Genomic DNA, 21,988 nt, shown 5'->3' with positions numbered 1-21,988 from the left:
GAGGGGTCAAAACAGGAAGTAGCGCTGCGCCATGGGCAGCACGGTGGCTGGCTCGCAGGTGAGCCACTGGCCGTCGGCATGGACCTGGTAGGTCTGCGGGTCGATGTGCATGCGTGGGGTGTAGGCGTTGAGCACCATGTCGGCCTTCTTCACGCGGCGGCAGCCCTTCACGGCGGCCACGGTTTTGCGCAGTCCGTAACGCTCGGCCGCGCCTGCGGCCAGCGCCGATGGGCTCAGAAAGGTGATCGAGGTGGCGCACAGCGCCCCACCGAAGCTGGCGAACATCGGCCGGTAGTGCACCGGCTGCGGCGTGGGAATGGAGCCGTTGGGGTCGCCCATGGCCGCGGCGGCGATGAAGCCACCCTTGAGAACGAGCGAGGGTTTGACGCCGAAGAAGGCGGGCTTCCACAACACGAGATCGGCCCATTTGCCCACTTCGATGCTGCCGACTTCATGCGCGATGCCGTGGGCCAGCGCGGGATTGATGGTGAGCTTGGCCAGATATCGCTTGACGCGGGCATTGTCATGGCGCTCGGTGTCCCCAGGCAGCGGGCCGCGCTGCTGCTTCATTTTGTGCGCGGTCTGCCAGCAGCGCAGGATGACTTCGCCCACCCGACCCATGGCCTGGCTGTCAGAGGAGAACATGCTGATCGCCCCCAGGTCGTGCAGGATGTCTTCGGCGGCGATGGTTTCGCGGCGGATGCGGCTTTCGGCGAAGGCCAGGTCCTCGGCGATGGAGGCGTCCAGATGGTGGCACACCATCAGCATGTCCAGATGTTCGTCGAGGGTATTGACGGTGAAGGGCCGCGTGGGGTTGGTGGACGAGGGCAGCACGTTGGGCTCGCCGACGACTTTCAGAATGTCGGGGGCGTGGCCGCCGCCGGCGCCTTCGGTGTGGAAGGTGTGGATGGTGCGCCCCTTGAAGGCGGCGATGGTGTCCTCCACGAAACCGCTTTCGTTGAGGGTGTCGGTGTGGATGGCCACCTGGATGTCGTAGCGCTCGGCCACCTCCAGGCAGTTGTCGATGGCCGAGGGGGTGGTGCCCCAGTCCTCGTGCAGCTTCAGACCGATGGCGCCGGCTTCCACTTGTTGCTGCAGGGCCTCGGGCCGACTGGCATTGCCTTTGCCGAAAAAGCCCAAGTTCATCGGAAATGCTTCGGCGGCCTGCAGCATGCGCCGGATGTTCTCGGGGCCAGGGGTGCAGGTGGTGGCGAAGGTGCCGGTGGCCGGGCCGGTGCCGCCACCGATCATGGTGGTGATGCCCGAGGTCAGGGCTTCTTCGATTTGTTGCGGACAGATCCAGTGGATGTGGGTGTCGATGCCGCCGGGCGTGACGATCATGCCTTCGGCGGCGATGATCTCGGTGCCCGGGCCGATGACGATGTTGACGCCGGGCTGCACGTCGGGGTTGCCGGCTTTGCCGATGGCGGCGATGCGTGAGCCTTTGATGCCGATGTCGGCTTTGACGATGCCCCAGTGGTCCAGGATCAGCGCATTGGTGATCACGCAGTCCATCGCCTCCATGGCCGCTGGACCATTGATGCGTTGGCTCTGGCCCATGCCGTCGCGGATGGTCTTGCCGCCGCCGAACTTGACTTCTTCACCGTAGCCGCCGGCCGCCAGGGTGTAATCCTGCTCCACTTCGATGAGGAGGTCCGTGTCGGCCAGGCGCACGCGGTCGCCCACGGTGGGGCCGAACATTTCGGCATAGGCGCGTCTGGAGAGTGTGGCCATCACAGCTTTCCTTGAACCTGACCCCGAAAGCCATACACGACACGATCGCCTGCGTAGTCGACCAGCTCGACCGTGCGCTGTTGGCCGGGCTCGAAGCGCACCGCGGTGCCCGAGGCGATGTTCAGGCGCATGCCGCGCGCGGCGCGGCGATCGAACTGCAGGGCCTCGTTGGTTTCTGCGAAGTGGTAGTGCGAGCCGACCTGGATCGGGCGGTCGGCGGTGTTCTGCACCACCAGGGTGATCGTGCGTCGGCCCGGATTCAGGTGGAGGTCGGGGCCGTCGGTGAAGAGTTCGCCGGGGATCATGGAGCCTCCGTGGGTCATCCCGCCACCATGGGCAGCAACAGCACGGCGCCGAAGGCGGCCACGGCACCGCCGGTCAGGCGCGGCCACCAGGGGTTGCGCTCGCGGCTGAGGCGGCCGACCAGCAGGCCGACCGTATGCAGCACCAGGGTGCCCAGCAGCATGCCCAGCAGCGGGGCGACGGTGCCGCTGCCGGCCAGTTCCAGTCCGTGGGCCAGGCCGTGGAAGAGGGCGAAGGCGCCCACCAGCGCACCGCCGGCCCACGCGGGCAGGCTGGCGCGGGTGGCCGCCAACAGGCCCAGCACCAGCAGTGACGCCGCAATCATCGGTTCGATGGCCGGCAGCTCGATGCCACCGAGGCCCAGGCCGGCGCCCACGGCCAGACACAGGGCAAAGGCCAGTGGGGCCACCCAGATGCGGCGTGCGGTCAGGGCGCTCCAATAGCCCACGGCCAGCATGGCGGCCAGGTGGTCCAGGCCGGTGAAGGGATGGCTCAGGCCGTCCACGAAGCCGTGATGGCTGCCGCCATCGCCCCCGGTATGGGCCAGGGTCACCAGGGGCAGGCTGGCCAGCGCCAGGGCGGCCAGCCGGGGGGCAATTCGGGTCATGGCGTCCTCCACAAGTCGTGGGCGCACCAAAAACAGGCGCGCCCAGGGTTCATGCAATGGGTTGGTGCACGGTCACCAATTTGGTGCCGTCGGGGAAGGTGGCCTCGACCTGGATGTCCGGGATCATTTCCGGCACACCTTCCATCACGTCGGCGCGTGTGAGTACGGTCTTGCCCTCGCTCATCAACTGCGCCACGGATTTGCCTTCTCGGGCGCCTTCCAGGATGGCGGCCGTGATCAAGGCCACCGCTTCCGGATAGTTGAGTTTGAGGCCACGGGCCTTGCGCCGCTCGGCCAACAGGGCCGCGGTGAAGATCAACAACTTGTCTTTTTCGCGCGGGGTCAGTTCCATGCCGTCTTCCTTGCAGGATGGATGCCAGCCCCGAGGGCGGGCTGGTGCGATTCTTGTGTGTGCCTGGCATGGCCATGGATCTTCGCGCTCTGCCGTCCGACCGCCAGCCGCCCGCTGCAGGGGCGGTGCAGCGCGTCATCAAGATCCGACGCGACTACAACGGATGGGTCGCGCGCGAGACGCTGGAGGACTACGCGCTGCGCTTCACGCCGCGCTCGTTTCGCAAGTGGTCGCAGTGGCGGGTCGCCAACACGGCCTTTGGGGCGGCATCTTTCCTGATCCTGGAAGCGGTGGGGGCCACGCTGCTGGTGCAGCATGGCTTCATCAACGCGGCGGTGGCCATCGCGGTCACCGGCCTCATCATCTTCCTGGCCGGTGTGCCCATCAGTATCTATGCGGCACGTCACGGCGTGGACATGGATTTGCTCACGCGGGGGGCGGGCTTCGGCTACATCGGCTCGACACTGACCTCGCTGATCTACGCGAGCTTCACCTTCATCTTCTTCGCGCTGGAGGCGGCCGTGATGGCCTACGCGCTGGAGCTGGCCTTTGGTCTGCCGCCCAGTTGGGGCTATCTGGTGTGTGCGCTGGTGGTGATTCCGCTGGTGACCCATGGTGTGACCATGATCAGCCGCTTGCAGGTCTGGACGCAGCCGCTGTGGCTGGTGATGCTGGTGCTGCCCTACGTCTATGTGTTCCACCACAACCCCGGGGTGCTGTCGGGGCTGGTGTCCTATGCCGGGGTGGATGGCGGTGGCGGATCCTTCCAATGGCTGGCGTTTGGGTCGGCCACCACGGTGGGCATCGCGCTGGTCACACAGATGGGCGAGCAGGTGGACTACCTGCGCTTCATGCCGGAGAAGACGCCCGCCAACCGCTGGCGCTGGTGGGCTGCCCTGCTGATGGGCGGGCCGGGCTGGGTGGTGCTGGGGGTGGTGAAGATGCTGGGGGGCGCTTTGCTGGCGTACCTGGCGCTGTCTCACATGGTGCCGGCCGAGCGGGCGGTGGATCCCAACCAGATGTATTTGGCGGCCTATGAGTATGTGTTCGCCGACTACGGATGGGCCGTGGCGGCCACGGCGCTTTTCGTGGTGGTCTCGCAGCTCAAGATCAACGTGACGAACGCCTATGCGGGCTCGCTGGCGTGGTCGAACTTCTTCTCGCGGCTGACGCACAGCCATCCCGGTCGGGTGGTGTGGGTGGTCTTCAACACCTTGATCGCCTTGATGTTGATGGAGCTCAATGTCTTCCAAGCCCTGGGGGGGGTGTTGGGCTTGTATTCCAACATCGCGATCTCTTGGATGATGGCCGTGGTGGCCGACTTGGTGATCAACAAGCCCTTGGGCTTGTCGCCCCAGGGCATCGAGTTCAAGCGGGCCCATCTGTACGACATCAACCCGGTGGGCGTGGGGGCGATGTTCGCCGCCTCGGCGTTGTCCATGACCGCTCATGTGGGGTTCTTTGGCGAAGTGGCGCAGGCGTTTTCGGCCTTGATTGCGTTGATGACGGCCGTGATCGTTTCACCGTTGATCGCCTGGGTCACGAAGGGACGCTACTACATCGCCCGGCGCGATGCGCCGCTTGCGCCTGGGGCGGGCGCTCGAGACGGGGATGGGGGCTTGCGCGCGGTTCATCGATGCGCGATCTGCGAGCGGGAATACGAGCGCGAGGACATGGCCTGGTGCCCGGCCTATCAGGACGCCATCTGCTCCTTGTGCTGCACGCTGGATGCTCGTTGCAACGATCTGTGCAAGCCGCATGCGCGATGGTCCGCACAGTGGTCGGCCGCGCTGCGCCGCCTGTTGCCGCGCCGCGCAGCCCCGTATGTCCAGACCGGCTTGGCGCAATACCTGTTGTTGATGAGCCTGATCACGCCGGCGCTGGCTTGCCTGTTTGGCTTGCTCTATCACCACGAGATGCGAGCGCTGGGTGAGCAGGCGGCCGCCTTGGCGCCCGCGCTGAAGCTCAGTTTTTTGAAGGTCTATGCGGTATTGCTGCTGGTCTTGGGCATCGTGGCGTGGTGGCTGGTGCTGACGCATCGCAGTCGCTTGGTGGCGCAGGAGGAGTCGAACCGTCAAACCGAGGCGCTCATGCGTGAGATCGAATCGCACCGCCGCACCGACGAAGCGCTGCAACAGGCCAAGCGTCAGGCCGAACTGGCCAATCAGGCCAAGACCCGCTACATCACGACCATCAGCCACGAGCTGCGCACGCCCCTGAACAGCATCTTGGGCTATGCGCAATTGCTCGAGGAAGACGACACCATGCCGCCTCACCGCAAGCAGGCCGTGCGCGTGATCCGCCGTGGAGGGGATCACTTGCTGTCGTTGATCGAGGGGACCTTGGATTTGGCGCGCATCGAAAGCGGCAAGCTGACCCTGGAGCCCAAGCCCATGCGCTTTCGGCAGGACATGCTCGAGATGGCGCGCCTGTTCGAACTGCAGGCTGCCGGCAAGGGCATCGCCTTCGAGCAGCAGTTCGAGGACGGTTTGCCCGAGGTCGTGCGCGCGGATGAAAAGCGCGTGCGGCAAATCCTGATCAATGTCTTGGGCAATGCCGTGAAATTCACGGCCCAAGGCAAGGTGGCGTTTCGCCTGCAGTACGCTCGTGAGATGGCGCGCTTCGAGATCGAGGACACGGGGCCGGGCATGAGCGCCGAGGAACTGTCGCGCATCTTCGAACCCTTCGAGCGCGGCTCGGCTGCAGGAGGCGCTTCGGTGGGAGGCACGGGCTTGGGGCTGACGATCGCCAAGATGTTGACCGACTTGATGGGCGGCGAGATGACGGTGCGCAGCACCCCAGGCGTGGGCACCTGTTTTGCGATCCGCCTGTTCTTGCCCGAGTTGCGCGCCACGGCGATCGAGAGCGAAACGCCTCGTTCGGCACGCATCGGCTATTTGGGGCCGCGTCGGCGCATTCTGGTGGTGGACAACGAGGAGGTCGATCGCGGGCTGCTGGTGAACCTGTTGCAGCCCTTGGGCTTCGACATCCATCAGGCCGCATCAGGCTCGGAATGCCTGGCCATGCTGCATCACCTCCAGCCCGACGCCATCTTCCTCGACTTGGCCATGCCGGGCATCGATGGCTGGGAGACGTTGAGGCGCATTCGCCGCGACCGACTCAGCGCGGCGCCTGCGGCCATCGTGTCGGCCAATGCCTTCGACAAGGGGTTGGACAACGACGTGGGCATCACGCCGCAGGATTTCCTGCTCAAGCCCGTGCGGGTGGGCGAACTGCTGGACTGGCTGGGCACGCGCTTGTCCTTGCAGTGGGTGCGAGCGACGCAGACGACGCCCCAGATGCCGCCAGCGGATTCAGAGGTTTTGCCCGCCCCTCATCTTCTGCGTGGCCTGGCCGAACAAGTGGCCTTGGGCTATTACCGTGGCATCGTTCGCGTCCTCGACCAGATCGAGTCCGAGCAGCCCCAGTGTGCGGGCTTCGTGGCCCGTTTGCGAGGACTGGCGCGCGAGTTCCAGTTCGACACGATCAGCCGACTGTTGCACAACGCCGTCCATGAACCCCGTCTTTCCCGACCTTGACCCAACCAGCGCCGTGGTGCTGGTGGTCGATGACGTGCCTGACAACGTGGCCATGCTGCACGATGCGCTGGACGAGTCGGGCTACACCGTGTTGGTGGCCACCCATGGCGAAGGCGCGTTGCGCAGCGCGGCCCAGGCGCAGCCCGACATCGTGTTGCTTGACGCGGTGATGCCGGGCATGGATGGCTTCGAGGTGGCTCGACGACTCAAATCTCAGGCGGCCACGGCCAGCATTCCCATCATCTTCATGACGGGCCTCAGCGACACCGAACATGTGGTGGCGGCTTTTCAGGCCGGTGGGGTCGACTATGTGACCAAACCGGTGCGCACGCGCGAGGTCATCGCCCGCATCGCCACCCATGTGCAGGGGGCCCGCCAGGTGCGCCAGGCCAAGCAGGCGCTCGACGTCTTTGGCAATGCCACCTTGGCGGTGCGGCTGGCCGACGGACGCATCACTTGGCAAACCCCGCTGGCCCGGCAGTATCTGGAAACCTATGGCGGCAGCGAGGATGGCCACCTGGAGCCGGGGTTGACCGAGTGGCTGCGCCAGCAGGCCGAGCAAGTGCTCGTCACGCACGAGCCCGCAAGCCGCACGCTGGTGCGGGGCGCCGGCCGCCTGACGCTGGTGCTGCATCACCCCAGTGGCGATGGGGAGTGGTTTTTGGTGCTGCGCGAAGCCAACGATGCGGCATTGCTGGAAGCGTTGTCGGCCACTTTTCGGCTCACGGCCCGCGAAGCCGAGGTGCTGTATTGGGTGGTACAGGGCAAGACGAACCGGGACATCGGCGACATCCTGGGCGCCAGCCCCGCCACGGTGAAGAAGCATTTGGAGCATGTCTTCGAGAAGCTGGGCGTGGAGACCCGCACCGCGGCGGCGGCCGTGGCGATCGGTCGAGTCCCTCTGCTGGGGCGCCGCTGAGGCGCACCGCGCCGCGTGCGGTGCCGTGTGATGCGGCGGCCCGTGCGTTCAGCGACGCGGTGGCACGCGGGCTTCCAACGGGGCGGGTTGGTAGTCGGGCCGCAGGCGACAGCCCGGGCCGAAGCGAGCTTCATAGGCTTGGCACTGCTGCGCCAGTCCCGCCGCAGTGGGTTTGTCGCCTTGCCGTGCCCAGCGCACCAGCGCATCGAAAAGCGTGGCGTAGATCGGGTCGCTCAGATAGCTGTGATCGTGGTGATCGCTGAACACCTGGACCAAGTGTGAGGCCGTGCCGGCGCGTTCCATGGTGCGGGCAAAGGCGGTCTCCAGTTCGACGAACGCCGTGGGGTCGCCAATGCCGTGCACCGTCAGCACCGGGATCCCGATGCGGCCCGTCAAGTCGGCGTCGGCACCGAAGCGGGCCACGGCTCGGGGGTCGGCACGGTAGCGCAGCACGCCGGCGTTGAGTGCGGCATCGTCCTGCGAGCCGCTGTAGCGGACCTCAGCGTTGTCGAAGGGATTCAAGCCGCCGGTGCGGTGTTGCACGATGTCCTGGAAGTGCCAGGTGGCCCAGTTCAGGTGAGCGATCACCGAGCTCTCCGGGATGCGGATCACGTCGACGAGGGTCTTGAGCTTGCGCGCCTGCTCGGGCGTGCGTTGAGCCGCCGGTTTGCGCACGCCCAGGCACTCGTCCACGCGCGCGGCCAGTTCCGAGCGCGTCAGCGTGCTGTCGGGCGGCAAACCCATCCATAGCGGGTATTGGGGCTCATCGGGCCGCGGATGGTTGTGGCACAGGGACTGATACACCACCCGCAAATCGAGGCGGAAATCGTAGGAGCGGGTCCTCCCGGCCAGCACCCCGCTGGTCAGCAGCACGCCGGCATAGGGGGAGCGTTGGCCTGGTGCGGCATACATTTCGGCGGCTTTGGCCGCCACACTGGCCCCCCAGGACTGGCCATGCAGCAGGGTCAGGGTCGGCTGCGCCACATGCTCGACGAAGATGCGGCGCACCCGCTCGGTGTCTTCGGCGGCCGAGCGCACGGCCACGCCACCTTGGCGAAACACGGAGCCTGCCCAGGCATAGCCGGCCCGCAGCGTGATGGCCCAGCGTGTGAGATCTTCATCGGCGCGGCGGGCCTGAGGCTCGCCCAAGGTCGGGCCACCGTGGGCATGCACGACCAGCATGCGGTTCCAGTCCTTCGGTACGGCGATCAGGTAGTGCGCACCTGCGGAATCCCGCCCCCGCAGGCAGCGGGTCTCGGCCGGAACGCCTTCTGGACAGGATGCGGCCACAGGCGGGGCTTCTTGGCTGGGGGTGTGGGCGCATCCGCCCACCAGGGTGGCGCACAGGGCCGAGGTGAGGACCAGGGGCGCGCGAAAGCGTGCAGCCATCGTCATGACGTTTGTCTCCGAATGAAATGGTGTCGGTCACCTTCGCCGAGGTGTGCGTCGGCACTATAGCGTGCATGGGGGATGGGCGCGCGTCGGTGCAGCCGGCGCATGTGCCTACGCCAGATGGCGTATTTCCCAGTTCTTGGGGGCTCCTTAACCTGCAGTGGTCCTCACCCTCGCCGTTGTGTCGATCAAGGAGCGCCAACCCATGAACACCTCTCGCCGTCATTTCAACCAGACCCTGGGCGCCATCGCCCTGGGGGCTGCGACCATCGGTCTGCCCGTACAGGCCCAGTCCGACACCATCAAGGTCGGCATCTTGCACTCGCTGTCAGGCACCATGGCCATCTCGGAAACCGTCCTCAAGGACGTGGCCCTGATGACCATCGAACAGATCAACGCCAGCGGCGGGGTGCTGGGCAAGAAGCTCGAACCCGTGGTGGTCGATCCGGCGTCGAACTGGCCTCTGTTCGCCGAAAAAGCGCGCCAGCTGATCACGCAGGACAAGGTGGCCGTGGTCTTTGGCTGCTGGACCAGCGTGTCGCGCAAGTCCGTGCTGCCGGTGTTCGAGGAGCTCAACAGCCTGCTGTTCTACCCGGTGCAGTACGAAGGCGAAGAGCTCAGCAAGAACGTGTTCTACACCGGTGCTGCGCCCAACCAGCAAGCCATCCCTGCGGTGGAATACCTGATGAGCAAGGAGGGCGGCTCGGCCAAGCGTTTCGTGCTGCTGGGCACCGACTATGTCTATCCGCGCACCACCAACAAGATCCTGCGCGCATTCCTGAAGTCCAAAGGCATCCCTGAGAGCGACATCATGGAAGCCTACACGCCGTTTGGGCACAGCGACTATCAGACCATCATCGCCAACATCAAGAAGTTCGCCAGCGCCGGCAAGAAGACGGCGGTCATCTCCACGATCAACGGCGATTCCAACGTGCCGTTCTACCGTGAACTGGGCAACCAGGGGCTGAAAGCGACCGATGTGCCGGTGGTCGCTTTCTCCGTGGGCGAAGAGGAGCTGCGCGGCGTGGACACCAAGCCCTTGGTCGGCCATCTGGCGGCCTGGAACTATTTCATGTCCATCAAGAACCCGACCAATGAGGCGTTCATCAAGGCCTGGTCGGCCTACGCCAAGGCCAAGAACATCCCTGGCCACAAGGATCGCCCGTTGACCAACGATCCGATGGAAGCCACCTACATCGGCATCCACATGTGGAAGCAGGCGGTGGAGAAGGCCAAGAGCACCGACACCGACAAAGTCATCGCGGCGATGGCCGGCCAGACCTTCCAGGCCCCCAGCGGCTTCGTCGCCAAGATGGACGAGAAGAACCACCACCTCCACAAGCCGGTGTTCATCGGCGAAGTCAAGGCCGATGGTCAGTTCAACATCGTGTGGAAGACCAAAGGCCCGATCAAGGCCCAACCATGGAGCCCTTACATCCCCGAGAACAAGGGCAAGAAAGACGAGCCCGAGAAGAAGTGAGCCTGGGTCTGTGAGGACGCACGAGTGAGCACCACGACACGATGGATGATGCGCCTGGCCTGGGTCGTCCTGAGCTGGGCGCTGGCTGGCCCGGCGGCGGCTTTGAGCCCCGAGCACATCCGGATCCTGGCGCTGGGCGACAACGACGAGCGCATCGCGGTGCTCAACGAGGTGGCCGCCACCGGGGACCCGGCGCTGCGCGCCTATCTGCAAGCCTTGCTGGACGATGAGGTGCGCACCGTTGGCGACGAGCGGGTCTACATCGTGCGTGGCAACGAGGTGCGTGATGCGATCACCGGTCAGCCCGCTTCGCTGCCAGAGGATGCGCAGGAAGTGGTTTCCAGCAACCGCGTGCGCCGGGCTTTGCAGGCCGCCTTGGCTGCGCTCGAGCTGTTTTCGAGCGATGCGGCCGTGCGGGCCGGCGCCGTGGCGCAGATGCTGCGCGAACCGCTGGCGGCCGAGCAGCTCCCGGTGATCGACAAGGTGCTCGAACGGGAAACCGATGACCAGCTGCGCGAGCAGTTGCAGGTCTTGCGGGCGACCGCCCTGGTCGTTGCCGAGGATCCCGCTTTGCGCTTGGAGGCAGCGCGTTGGTTGGGGCGCAGCAACCAGCCCACGGTGCTGGCCTTGTTGCGCGAACGGCTCGCCCAGGACGGTGACGGCTTCGTCGAAACCGATGCTCGCGTGCGCGAGGTGCTGAAGTCATCGCTGCGTGAGGTGGAAAGCCGCCTGGCCTGGGGCGAACGTGCGGGCGTACTGTTCAGCGGCCTCAGTTTGGGCAGCATCTTGTTGTTGGTGGCTTTGGGGCTGGCCATCACGTATGGCTTGATGGGCGTGATCAACATGGCCCATGGCGAGATGATGATGATCGGCGCCTACGCCACCTATGTGGTGCAAAACCTCTTTCGGACCTATCTGCCGGATTGGTTCGATGGATACGTGCTGGCAGCCGTGCCCACGGCGTTTTTCGCCGCGGCGGTGGTCGGTGCGGTGCTCGAGCGCAGCGTGATCCGCTGGCTGTATGGCAGACCTCTGGAGACCTTGCTGGCCACCTGGGGCATCAGTCTCATCCTGATGCAAGCCGTGCGTTCGGTGTTTGGCGCACAAAACGTTCAAGTGGACAACCCCAGCTGGCTCAGCGGTGGTGTGGCGCTCATGCCCAATCTGACCTTGCCATACAACCGCCTGGCCATCATCGTGTTCGCGGCGCTGGTGGTCGCCGGCGTGGCCTTGCTGATCGCGCGCACCCGTTTGGGCTTGTTCGTGCGGGGCGTCACTCAGAACCGGCCCATGGCCGCCTGCATGGGCGTCAACACCGCTCGCGTCGACACTTATGCCTTCGCCTTGGGCGCCGGCCTGGCCGGGCTGGCCGGCTGCGCGCTGTCGCAGGTGGGGAATGTGGGTCCCGACCTGGGACAGAGTTATATCGTCGATTCCTTTCTGGTGGTGGTCACTGGCGGGGTGGGGCAACTGGCCGGCACGGTGTATGCGGCCTTGGGCTTGGGGGTCGTCAGCAAGCTGCTCGAAGGCTGGCAGGGGGCGGTGTTGGCCAAGATCACCGTGTTGTTGCTCATCGTGGCTTTCATCCAGAAGCGTCCACAAGGGCTGTTTGCGATGAAGGGAAGGAGTGCCGAAGCATGAGCGCGGTTGTGCATGCCGATGCCGCAAGCGCTGCCGAGCTGGTGCCGCGTCGCGGCTTGCTGCTGGGGCCCAAAGGCTGGGCCGCGGTCTTGTCCGCCGTCCTGACCGTGGTCTTGGTGGTGCCGGTGCTCAATCTGGTGGTGCCAGCCCACAGCGTTTGGCACCTCAGCGACTATCACGTGAGCCTGTTCGGCAAGATCATGTGCTATGCCATCTGCGCGCTGGCCATGGACTTGATCTGGGGCTACACAGGCATTTTGTCGCTGGGGCATGGCTTGTTCTTCGCGCTGGGCGGCTATGTGATGGGCATGTATCTCATGCGCCAAATCGGTACCGAGGGCCACTACAAGTCGGAGTTGCCGGACTTCATGGTCTTCCTGGACTGGAAGGAGCTGCCCTGGCACTGGGGCTTGAGCGATTCTTTCCTGGCCACCGTCGTGCTGGTCGTGGCCGTGCCGGGCTTGTTGGCGTTCGTGTTCGGCTACTTTGCTTTCCGCTCTCGCATCAAGGGGGTGTACTTTTCCATCATCACGCAGGCAATGACCTTTGCGGCCATGCTGCTGTTCTTTCGCAATGAGACCGGCTTTGGCGGCAACAACGGTTTCACCGACTTCAAGCGCATCCTCGGCATGCCGATTGCCACCTCGGGCATGCGGGTCACGTTGTTCATGCTGACGGGCTTGACGTTGATCGGCTTCTATCTGCTGGGCCGCTGGATCGTCAACAGCAAGTACGGCCGGGTGCTGCAAGCCGTGCGCGATGCCGAGTCCCGCCTGATGTTCACCGGCTACGACCCGCTGGGCTACAAGCTGTCGATCTGGACGCTGTCGGCCATGATGTGCGGCGTGGCCGGCGCCCTGTACGTGCCCCAGGTGGGCATCATCAACCCCAGCGAGATGTCGCCCGCGGCCAGCATCGAGATGGCCATCTGGACGGCCGTGGGCGGCCGCGCTTCCTTGATTGGCCCGATTCTCGGCGCGTTTTTCGTCAACGGGGCCAAGAGTTGGTTCACGGTGGTCGTGCCGGAGTTCTGGCTGTACTTCCTTGGCGCTTTGTTCATCGGGGTGACCTTGTTCTTGCCCCAAGGCATCGTGGGCCTGCTGCGCCGGCGCGGCCGTCACTCGGAGGCGCGAGCATGACCCCCGATCTGATGGAAGCGGGGGCGCGTGCCCTGGAGCAACACCGGCAGCGCTTGCGTGACCGCATCGACGGTTCGGGCGGTCGCGCTGCCAGCTACGGCCGCGTCGTGCGCGCCGGCGAGGTGGATCTGGCGCATGGCGTCATTCTGTACCTGGAGGACATCACCGTCAGCTTCGATGGCTTCCGTGCGCTCGATGCACTGTCGCTGAGCATCGCTGCCGGCGAGTTGCGCTGCATCATCGGCCCCAATGGGGCCGGCAAGACCACGATGATGGACGTCATCACCGGCAAGACCCGTCCGCAGGCCGGTCGTGCGTTCTTTGGATCGACCATCGACCTGTTGCGCTTGCGTGAAAGCGAGATTGCCACCATGGGCATCGGACGCAAGTTCCAAAAGCCCACGGTGTATGAACGGCTGAGCGTGTTCGAAAACCTGGAGCTCTCCCTGCGCGCCGACCGCAGCGTGCGAGCGTCGATGTTCTCTCGTCTGTCTGGGGAGCAGCTCGATCGCATCGGCGAGGTCTTGTCACTCATTCACTTGCGCGAAGTGGCCCAGCGAGCAGCGGGTCTGCTCTCGCATGGGCAAAAGCAATGGTTGGAGATCGGCATGCTGTTGATGCAAGACCCCAAGCTGCTGCTGCTGGACGAACCCGTGGCCGGCATGACCGATGAGGAAACCGAGCGCACCGCCGAGCTGTTTCTATCGCTCCAAGGCAGCCACTCGCTGGTGGTGGTCGAACACGACATGAAGTTCATCCACGATCTCACGCGTGACGATCCGTCCAAGAAGGTGACCGTGTTGCATGAAGGTCGCGTGCTGGCCGAAGGTTCGTTGGCTCAGGTACAGGCCAACGAGAAGGTCATCGAGGTCTATCTAGGTCGCTGAGCATGCTCAAGGTCGAAGGCATCCATCAGTACTACGGCGGCTCGCACATTCTGCGCAACGTCAGCTTCGAGGCCAAGGCGGGCGAAGTCACGGTGATCTTGGGTCGCAACGGGGTGGGCAAGACCACGTTGCTCAAAAGCTTGATGGGTGTGGTGCCTATCAAGACCGGTTCGATCACGCTGGATGGGCAGCCCATCGTGCGCGATGCGCCCTATGAACGGGTGCGCAAGGGCATGGGGTACGTCCCACAGGGCCGGGAGATCTTCGCTCGCCTCACGGTCGAAGAGAACCTGCGCATGGGGCTGGCGTACAAGAGCGCGCGCACGCCCATCCCGCCTCAGCTCTTCGAGCTGTTTCCCGTGCTTGGGCAGATGCTGCATCGACGCGGAGGCGACCTCTCGGGCGGACAACAGCAACAACTGGCCATTGCGCGGGCCTTGGCGGCTGGGCCCAAGGTGCTGCTCCTGGATGAACCGACCGAAGGCATCCAGCCGTCCATCATCAAGGACATTGGCCGGGTGATCCGCCGGTTGGCCGACCTCGGCATGGACGGCCACCCGCCCATGGCCATCGTCTTGGTCGAGCAGTATTACGACTTTGCCGCCGAATTGGCCGATCAGTACCTCGTGATGGAACGCGGCGAGGTGGTGATGCAAGGCCGCGGCGCCCACATGGAGGCCGACGGCGTGCGGCGGCGTTTGTCCATCTAGAGCGGCGCAATCGTTCTAGCCCCTCGGGGGTGAAGGGGGGCGTCGAAAGACATCACGAGCGCGGTCATGGGCAGCGTGAGTCGGGCCCCGGGAGGACCCTCTTCGGTGTCAGCGTCCGACGCGATGCGGGCGCATCGTTTGAAACAAATGAACCATGTGTCATACTATGAAACAAGTGTGACGTCGCCAGGCTGTGGCGGCGGTGTGGTAGCGGCAGGGCATGCGTCCCATGGAGCCCCAAGACGTCCAGTCCTTGGTCGAGCAGCATTTCGACCGCCTCAGCCCTGAGCTGCAGCGCGCGGCGCGCTGGGTCGTGCGACATGGCGCGGCTTTGGGGCTGCAGTCGATGCGTGCCAGTGCACGGCAAGCCGGCGTCTCGCCGGCCACCATGACCCGGCTGGCCCGTCAGTTGGGGTTGCCGAGCTTCGAGGCGTTGCGCGAGCCTTTTCGACGCGCCTTGGCGCGGCAGGCCGAGGATCCTGCCGGCTACCTGGACCGTGCTCGGCGCGCCGCAGCAGCTCGAGCCTCGCTGGTGAGCGACTTGAACGAGGCCCAGGCCGCCGATGTGCGATCGTGCACCGGGCTCAATGCCGCCGGTCGGATCGAGGCCGCTGCCCGCTTGATGCTGCGAAGCCGACAGGTGGCCTTTTTGGGTCTGCGAGCCAGCTTCGGGATTGCCTACCACTTGCACTACACCTTCGCCCTGGTGCGCGGTACGGGGCGGCTGCTGCCCGATCCATCGGGCAGTGTGGTCGAGCAGCTCGATCTGCTGGGCCCGCGAGACCTGCTCGTGGCCGTGAGCCAGGCCCCTTACACCCGCGAGACGGTGGAAGCCGTGCAGCAGGCCGTACACACTGGCGTGCCGGTGCTGGCGCTTACCGACAGCGCGTTGTCGCCGATTGCACGTGGCGCGCGGCAGGTCTTGTTGTTTTCGGCGACTTCCCCGTCGTTTTTTCCGTCGATGACCGGGGCCCAGGCGCTGGCCGAAGCCCTTGTGGCGGCGGTGGCGGCGCAAGGAGGGGCTGCGGTGGTCCAGCATCTGGGCCGACGCCAAGCCTTGTTGCGGGCCCGCAAAGCCTATTGGGAGCGGCCGCTGCGCCCAGCCGTCCGTTCGGAGCATGCTTGAATGAACCCGCAAACCACCCATGTCTTCCACCGTCATTTGCATGCCGAGCTGCCTGTGGCCGTGGCGGCCCACGGGGTGTACATCACCGATCGTCAGGGCCGGCAATACATCGACGCCTCCGGTGGCGCGGCGGTGTCTTGCCTAGGCCATGGCCACCCGGACGTGATTGCCGCGATGCATGCCCAGATCGATCGCATCGCCTATGCCCACACCAGCTTCTTCACCACCGAAGTGGCCGAGGCTCTGGCCGACGATCTGATCGCCCACGCGCCGGCCGGCATGAGTCATGTGTACTTCGTGTCGGGCGGCTCCGAGGCGGTGGAGGCGGCGCTGAAAATGGCGCGGCAGTACTTTGTCGAGATCGGGCAGCCGCAGCGACGGCACTTCATCGCCCGTCGCCAGAGCTATCACGGCAACACGCTGGGGGCGCTGGCCGTGGGAGGCAATCAGTGGCGTCGCGCCCAGTTTGCGCCGCTGCTGATGGACGTCACCCATGTGTCGCCCTGCTACGAGTACCGCGACCGCCAAGCCGACGAGACGGCCGAGCAGTACGGCCAGCGCTTGGTGAAGGAGCTGGCGCAGACCATCGACCGCTTGGGGGGCGAAAACGTGATCGCTTTCGTGGCCGAGACGGTGGTGGGCGCCACTGCGGGGGCGTTGACACCGGTGCCGGGCTATCTGAAGGGGGTGCGGCAGCTGTGTGATCGCCACGGCATCTTGCTCATCCTCGATGAGGTGATGTGTGGCATGGGGCGTACGGGCACGCTGCATGCCTGCGAGCAGGAAGGCGTGGTGCCCGATTTGATGACCATTGCCAAAGGCTTGGGCGGTGGATACCAGCCCATCGGCGCGGTGCTGGTGCAGCGGCATGTGGTCGAAGCCTTTGCGCAGGGCAGCGGGTTGTTCCAGCACGGCCACACCTACATCGGCCACGCGGTGGCCTGTGCCGCAGCCCTGGCCGTGCAGCAAGTGATCCGCCGCGACGGCTTGCTGGAGGCGTGCCGGCGGCAAGGCGAGGGGCTGGCGCAGCGGTTGCAGGCGCGCCTGGGCGAGCATCCTCACGTGGGCGATTTGCGTGGGCGTGGGCTGTTTCGCGGCGTCGAGTTGGTGCGCGATCGCCATCACAAGACGGCGTTCGATCCTGCGCTCAAGCTGCATGCCCGCATCAAGCGCGAAGCGATGGCGCGTGGGCTGATGGTGTACCCGATGGGCGGCACGATCGATGGCCAGCAAGGAGACCATGTGCTGCTGGCGCCGCCTTTCATCGTCAGCGATGGCGAACTCGATGCCATCGTCGATCGTCTGGCCTTGGCCATCGATGCGGCCATCGCATCGACCCATGCATGAGACGCACCAGGGTTTTCGGGTTTCCGGGGGTGGCACCGCAGCGCGTTGGTGCTACTGTCGGGATTCTGCCTTGCCCTTTGGACTGCGCCACCGCGTGGTCGGTATCGCACGGGTGCAAGCGCTTGCGGTAAGCTGCCGCCCTTTCGAGGTTCTCCCAACGTGTCACAGGAGGTCGAAGTGAATTCTCTCTTCCAAGTCAAACCCCTGCGCCGGTTGCTGACGGCCGCGGCCCTGGTGTCGCTGTCGCTGCCGATCGGATCGGCCATGGCCCAAACGAAGTTCATGACCATCGGCACCGGCGGCGTCACCGGCGTGTACTACGCTGCCGGCGGCGCGATTTGCCGGCTGGTCAACAAGGACCGCGCCAAGCATGGTATCCGTTGCTCGGTGGAGTCCACCGGTGGCTCGGTGGTGAACATCAACACCATCCGCGCTGGCGAACTCGACTTCGGCGTGGCGCAGTCCGATTGGCAGTACCACGCGGTCAAGGGCACCAAGGTGTTCGAGAAGGATGGCGCTTTTGCCGATTTGCGTGCGGTGTTTTCGTTGCATCCCGAGCCCTTCACCGTGGTGGCTCGCAAGGAAATCAATGCCACTCGCTTCGAGGACCTGAAGGGCAAGCGCTTCAACATCGGCAACCCCGGCTCGGGCACGCGTGCGTCGATGGAAGAGCTGCTGGGGGCCCTGGGCTGGAAGATCAGCGATTTCTCCTTGGCTGCTGAATTGAAGGCCGATGAGCATGGCCCGGCGCTGTGCGACAACAAGATCGACGGCTTCTTCTACGGGGTGGGGCATCCGTCGGCCAACATCCAGGACCCGACCACCACCTGCGGGGCCAAGCTCGTGCCGCTGACCGGTCCGGCCGTCGACAAGCTGGTCGCGCAGTATCCCTTCTACGCCAAGGTCGAGATTCCCGGCGGGCTGTATGCCGGCAACCCCAATCCCACGCCCACGTATGGCGTGCTGGCGACCTTCGTGACCTCGGCCAAGGTGCCGGAGTCCACCGTCTACGAATTGGTCAAGGCGGTGTTCGAGAACTTCGACGAGTTCAAGAAGCTGCACCCAGCCTTGGCGAATCTGGATCCCAAGCGCATGATCAAGGACGGCTTGACCGCGCCGCTGCATCCCGGTGCGGTCAAGTACTACAAGGAAAAGGGCTGGATGTAAGCCCTCGTCCAGGTCCGGCTTCTTCGTCAAGCTGAGGACGTAAAATGTCGGCCTGAATGAGAGGGGCCCCGTGACCCGGGGCCCTTTTTCTATGGATGTGTTGCGGGGCCTCACCCTCTCCCGCAGACCGTTTCCGAGACCGCTCCTGACTCAGAAGGTGGAAGCCTCATGTTCGGAAAGAAGAAAGATCGAGCCGCGAGCGTGGACGTCCAACAGCTCGTGAGCGATACCGACACCGGCGGCCGCAAGCCCGGACCCTGGATGCAAAAGCTGCTGCTCGTGGTGGCCGTGGCCTGGTCGCTGTTCCAGTTGTGGATCGCCTCGCCGCTGCCTTTCTCGCTGGGCGTGTTCGTGCTCAACGACACCGAGTCGCGCGCCATCCACCTGGCGTTTGCGGTGTTCTTGGCTTTCATGGCCTACCCGGCTTTCAAGCGCTCGCCCCGAGACCATGTTCCGCTGACGGACTGGGTGTTTGCCGTGGTCGGCGCCTTTTGTGCTGCGTATCTGTTCTTGTTCTATCGTGACTTGGCGCAGCGGCCGGGCCAGCCCACCGAGATGGACGTGTATGCCGCGGTGCTCGGCGTGGTCTTGCTGCTGGAGGCGACGCGTCGCGTGCTGGGGCTGCCGATGGTGATCGTCGCGGTGATCTTCCTCGTCTACACCTTCGGCGGGCCGTACATGCCCGACATGATCGCCCACCGCGGGGCCTCACTGAACCGCGCAGCCTCGCACTATTGGCTCACCACGGAGGGCGTGTTTGGCATTGCGCTGGGAGTCTCCAGCGGCTTCATCTTCTTGTTCGTGCTTTTTGGCTCCTTGCTGGACAAAGCCGGCGCGGGCAACTACTTCATCAAATCGGCCTTTGCCTTGCTCGGCCACATGCGGGGCGGCCCGGCCAAGGCGGCCGTGGTGTCCTCGGCGGCCACCGGCATCATCTCGGGGTCTTCGATCGCCAACGTGGTCACCACGGGCACCTTCACCATTCCCTTGATGAAACGGGTGGGCTATCGGCCCGATCAGGCCGGTGCCGTGGAAGTCTCCAGCTCGGTCAATGGCCAGATCATGCCTCCGGTGATGGGTGCCGCGGCCTTTCTGATGGTCGAGTATGTCGGCATCCCATACACGCAGGTCATCAAGCACGCCTTTTTGCCGGCCATCATTTCTTACATCGCCCTGTTTTACATCGTTCACCTCGAAGCGCTCAAGGGGGGCATGACGGGGCTGCCCCGCCGCGGCGGCGGCACGGCGATGCAACGCTTGCTGTCGTTTGGCATGACGGTGGCCGGATTCATCATCTTGTCCGGACTGGTGTACTGGGGCATCGGCTGGATCAAGGCAGCGTTGGGGGATGCTGCGATCTGGGTCATCGGCGCGGGCCTGCTGGCTGCATACATCGGCCTGCTGTGGTATGGCGCGCGTCAGCCCGAATTGGAATTGGACGACCCCAACGCGCCAGTGTTCGAGCTGCCCGAGACCGGGCCCACGCTCAAATCGGGTCTGCACTACTTGCTGTCGGTGGTCGTGCTGATCTGGTGCTTGATGGTCGAACAGATGTCCCCGGGCCTGTCGGCATTTTGGGCCACGATGTTCATGATCTTCATTTTGCTGACGCAGCGCCCCATCCAAGCGGCTTTCCGCGGCCGGGGGGACTGGCTGGGCGCGGCGCGTCAGGGGGTGGCGGACCTGGTCGATGGTTTGGCCACCGGTGCTCGCAACATGATCGGCATCGGTGTGGCCACGGCTGCTGCCGGCCTCATCGTCGGTACCGTGTCGCTCACGGGGGTGGGCTTGGTCATGACCGAGTTGGTCGAGGCCCTGTCTGGGGGCAACCTGATGCTCATGCTCGTGCTGGTGGCCGTCATCAGCCTGGTGTTGGGCATGGGCTTGCCGACCACGGCCAATTACATCGTGGTGTCCACGCTGATGGCGCCCGTGGTGGTGGAGCTGGGGGCTCAAAGCGGGTTGATCGTGCCGCTGATTGCCGTGCACTTGTTCGTCTTCTACTTCGGCTTGATGGCCGATGTGACGCCACCGGTGGGGCTGGCCTCGTTTGCGGCGGCGGCGGTGGCACGCACCGACCCCATCAAGACCGGGGTGACGGCCTTCTGGTACAGCATGCGGACGGCCATCCTGCCTTTCCTGTTCATCTTCAATACCCAATTGCTGCTGATCGGCATCACCAGCGTGTGGCATCTGATCCTGACCATCGTCAGTGCCACGGTGGCCATGCTGGTCTTTGCGGCTGCCACGCAAGGCTGGTTCCTCGTGCGTAACCGCTGGTACGAGACCCTGGCCCTGCTGTTGGTGACCTTCACCTTGTTCCGTCCGGGGTTCTGGTGGGACATGGTGTTTCCGCCGTACGAGGAGGCGCCGGCGGTCGAGCTGATGCGTTTTGCCGAAACCGCGCCGCGCAACGCAAACAAACGCATTTGGGTCGAAGGGCTGACGTTGGAAGGCAAGGAAGTGCGCAAGGGCGTGCTGTTGCCGCTGGGCGAACCCGGTTCGGCGCGGGAGCGTCTGGCCCAGGCCGGTCTGCGCGTCGTGCCCATGGGCGATGAGCTGCAAATCATCATGGTGCAGTTCGGCAGCACGGCGGAAAAGCTCGGCCTGGAGCAAGGCTGGCGCATCACGGGCATCGAGATGCCGACGGATCGTCCGCCCAAGGAATGGATGTTCGTTCCCGCCCTGGCCTTGCTGAGCTTGGTCGTATGGTCGCAGCGGCGTCGCGCGCGGCAGACGCCGCCGGCCGCGCCGAAGGCAGCGGCGGCCTGATCAGGTGTTCCAAACGCGTGGCGGGCACGCCTCCAGCTGCCAGCCGATGGCTCGCCACGCCGACCATGTCGACTTCAACAAGGCCAGCGCGGGCTCGGTGCGGGGGGCCAGGGCGCGCAGCACGATCAGGCGTTCATCGGGTGAGGTCACGCCCGAGTGATCGCGCAGCAAGGCCGAATCCTCGACGCAGTGGCGTGCGGCATCGATCAAGCGTTCCCGGCGGGGGCGGTCCAGCGCCTGGCCGGCAGCCCACCACATCGTGGCCAACACGCATTGCCCGTCCCAACCCAAGGGGCTGGCCAGCAGCTGCCTCGTGTGCGGGTGCGCCGCATCCAAGATGCCGCGCTCCAGCCACAGGCCGGGCAGCTCGATCTGCTGCTCGAAGCGTCCCTGCACGAAAGACTGCTCGGACGCTGGCAGTCCCAAGGCGAGCACGTCCCAGCCCATCATCTCTGCCCCTGGCGCCAACTCGAAACGCAGATGATTGATGGCTCGGGTGCCGTTGTAGGCCATGGTTTCCAGCGGCAGCCATTCCAGCCGCGCCTGCGCGGCCACGCGCGCCACCAGGTGCTGCTCGGCGGTCTCGCCCGCGCTGCGGTAGAAGCGCGTGGCACCCGGCGTGGTGATCAGTGCGTGGGCCTGAGGCCCCACATGGACGGCGATGTCCAGCCGGTCGCCGCCGACGATGCCGCCTGGCGGGTGCACGAGCACGTTATGACAGACGCCAGGGCCTTCCGGGTGAAGGCTGGCCAGCACCCGCAAGGGGCCGTCGTGCCGGTCATGCACGACGGTGCGGGGAGCCTCATGGCGGTAGTTCAGGGTCAGGTGGCCGTGCCAGCCCATGGCAGAAGGGGGCGAGGCCCCGGCAGACGC

17 protein-coding genes are annotated in these 21,988 nt (G+C 65.1%); 11 read left to right on the top strand and 6 right to left on the bottom strand.

The annotated features are described in order from the left end of the window. Positions 1 to 6: 6 nt before the first annotated feature. From ureC to F615_RS0103160, 4 genes are read right to left on the bottom strand one after another with little or no spacing between them, the layout of a single operon-like run. A complete protein-coding gene (ureC, locus tag F615_RS0103175; protein WP_019559723.1) occupies positions 7 to 1,734 on the bottom strand; it encodes an urease subunit alpha in 1,728 nt (575 codons plus the stop codon). After that, positions 1,734 to 2,039: an urease subunit beta gene (locus F615_RS0103170; RefSeq protein WP_019559722.1), complete on the bottom strand. Its 306-nt coding sequence runs from the start codon at positions 2,037 to 2,039 to the stop codon at positions 1,734 to 1,736. Before F615_RS0103170 ends, ureC begins: the two co-directional genes overlap by 1 nt. 14 nt (positions 2,040 to 2,053) lie before the next feature. After that, positions 2,054 to 2,644: a HupE/UreJ family protein gene (locus F615_RS0103165; RefSeq protein WP_019559721.1), complete on the bottom strand. Its 591-nt coding sequence runs from the start codon at positions 2,642 to 2,644 to the stop codon at positions 2,054 to 2,056. A gap of 49 nt (positions 2,645 to 2,693) precedes the next feature. After that, positions 2,694 to 2,996: an urease subunit gamma gene (locus tag F615_RS0103160; RefSeq protein ID WP_019559720.1), complete on the bottom strand. Its 303-nt coding sequence runs from the start codon at positions 2,994 to 2,996 to the stop codon at positions 2,694 to 2,696. A gap of 68 nt (positions 2,997 to 3,064) precedes the next feature. On the opposite strand from F615_RS0103160, the gene F615_RS0103155 reads away from it, so the two are divergent. Next, positions 3,065 to 6,535, top strand: a complete 3,471-nt coding sequence (locus F615_RS0103155; protein ID WP_033370912.1) for a hybrid sensor histidine kinase/response regulator — start codon at positions 3,065 to 3,067, stop codon at positions 6,533 to 6,535. Further along, complete coding sequence (locus tag F615_RS0103150; RefSeq protein ID WP_026329975.1) at positions 6,510 to 7,454, top strand: response regulator transcription factor; 945 nt, start codon at positions 6,510 to 6,512, stop codon at positions 7,452 to 7,454. The genes F615_RS0103155 and F615_RS0103150 overlap by 26 nt, the downstream gene beginning before the upstream one ends. 48 nt (positions 7,455 to 7,502) lie before the next feature. Here F615_RS0103150 and F615_RS0103145 read toward each other — a convergent pair whose 3' ends face one another. Beyond that, complete coding sequence (locus tag F615_RS0103145; RefSeq protein ID WP_019559717.1) at positions 7,503 to 8,849, bottom strand: alpha/beta fold hydrolase; 1,347 nt, start codon at positions 8,847 to 8,849, stop codon at positions 7,503 to 7,505. Between the two features lie 202 nt (positions 8,850 to 9,051). Between F615_RS0103145 and urtA the strand changes: the two genes are divergently transcribed. The 9 genes from urtA (at position 9,052) to F615_RS0103100 (ending at position 21,115) form a co-directional block, all read left to right on the top strand. Further along, entirely contained in the window at positions 9,052 to 10,326 is a 1,275-nt protein-coding gene (gene urtA, locus F615_RS0103140) for an urea ABC transporter substrate-binding protein (RefSeq protein ID WP_019559716.1), read from the top strand. Positions 10,327 to 10,371: 45 nt separating this feature from the next. Beyond that, entirely contained in the window at positions 10,372 to 11,967 is a 1,596-nt protein-coding gene (urtB, locus tag F615_RS0103135) for an urea ABC transporter permease subunit UrtB (protein WP_019559715.1), read from the top strand. Beyond that, a complete protein-coding gene (urtC, locus tag F615_RS0103130) occupies positions 11,964 to 13,106 on the top strand; it encodes an urea ABC transporter permease subunit UrtC (protein WP_019559714.1) in 1,143 nt (380 codons plus the stop codon). Before urtB ends, urtC begins: the two co-directional genes overlap by 4 nt. After that, positions 13,103 to 13,993: an urea ABC transporter ATP-binding protein UrtD gene (urtD, locus tag F615_RS0103125; RefSeq protein WP_019559713.1), complete on the top strand. Its 891-nt coding sequence runs from the start codon at positions 13,103 to 13,105 to the stop codon at positions 13,991 to 13,993. Before urtC ends, urtD begins: the two co-directional genes overlap by 4 nt. A 2-nt stretch (positions 13,994 to 13,995) precedes the next feature. After that, a complete protein-coding gene (gene urtE, locus F615_RS0103120) occupies positions 13,996 to 14,703 on the top strand; it encodes an urea ABC transporter ATP-binding subunit UrtE (RefSeq protein ID WP_019559712.1) in 708 nt (235 codons plus the stop codon). Positions 14,704 to 14,932: 229 nt separating this feature from the next. After that, the gene (locus F615_RS0103115) at positions 14,933 to 15,829 is read left to right on the top strand and encodes a MurR/RpiR family transcriptional regulator (RefSeq protein WP_019559711.1); all 897 of its coding nucleotides are present in this window, start codon (positions 14,933 to 14,935) and stop codon (positions 15,827 to 15,829) included. Further along, the gene (locus F615_RS0103110; protein ID WP_019559710.1) at positions 15,830 to 17,176 is read left to right on the top strand and encodes an aspartate aminotransferase family protein; all 1,347 of its coding nucleotides are present in this window, start codon (positions 15,830 to 15,832) and stop codon (positions 17,174 to 17,176) included. Between the two features lie 177 nt (positions 17,177 to 17,353). Continuing rightward, positions 17,354 to 18,343 carry a TAXI family TRAP transporter solute-binding subunit gene (locus F615_RS0103105; RefSeq protein WP_019559709.1) on the top strand — a complete coding sequence of 330 codons (990 nt, stop codon included), beginning with the start codon at positions 17,354 to 17,356 and terminating at the stop codon, positions 18,341 to 18,343. Between the two features lie 168 nt (positions 18,344 to 18,511). Then, positions 18,512 to 21,115 (top strand): TRAP transporter permease, encoded by a 2,604-nt coding sequence (locus tag F615_RS0103100; RefSeq protein WP_019559708.1) that lies wholly within the window; start codon positions 18,512 to 18,514, stop codon positions 21,113 to 21,115. Here F615_RS0103100 and F615_RS0103095 read toward each other — a convergent pair whose 3' ends face one another. Further along, complete coding sequence (locus tag F615_RS0103095) at positions 21,116 to 21,958, bottom strand: urease accessory protein UreD (RefSeq protein ID WP_019559707.1); 843 nt, start codon at positions 21,956 to 21,958, stop codon at positions 21,116 to 21,118. It abuts the gene before it with no gap. Between the last annotated feature and the right edge of the window lie 30 nt (positions 21,959 to 21,988).

The organism is Caldimonas manganoxidans ATCC BAA-369, from assembly GCF_000381125.1.
In the GTDB taxonomy this organism is placed as follows: domain Bacteria; phylum Pseudomonadota; class Gammaproteobacteria; order Burkholderiales; family Burkholderiaceae_C; genus Caldimonas; species Caldimonas manganoxidans.
This window is presented reverse-complemented; position numbering and strand designations above follow the sequence as displayed.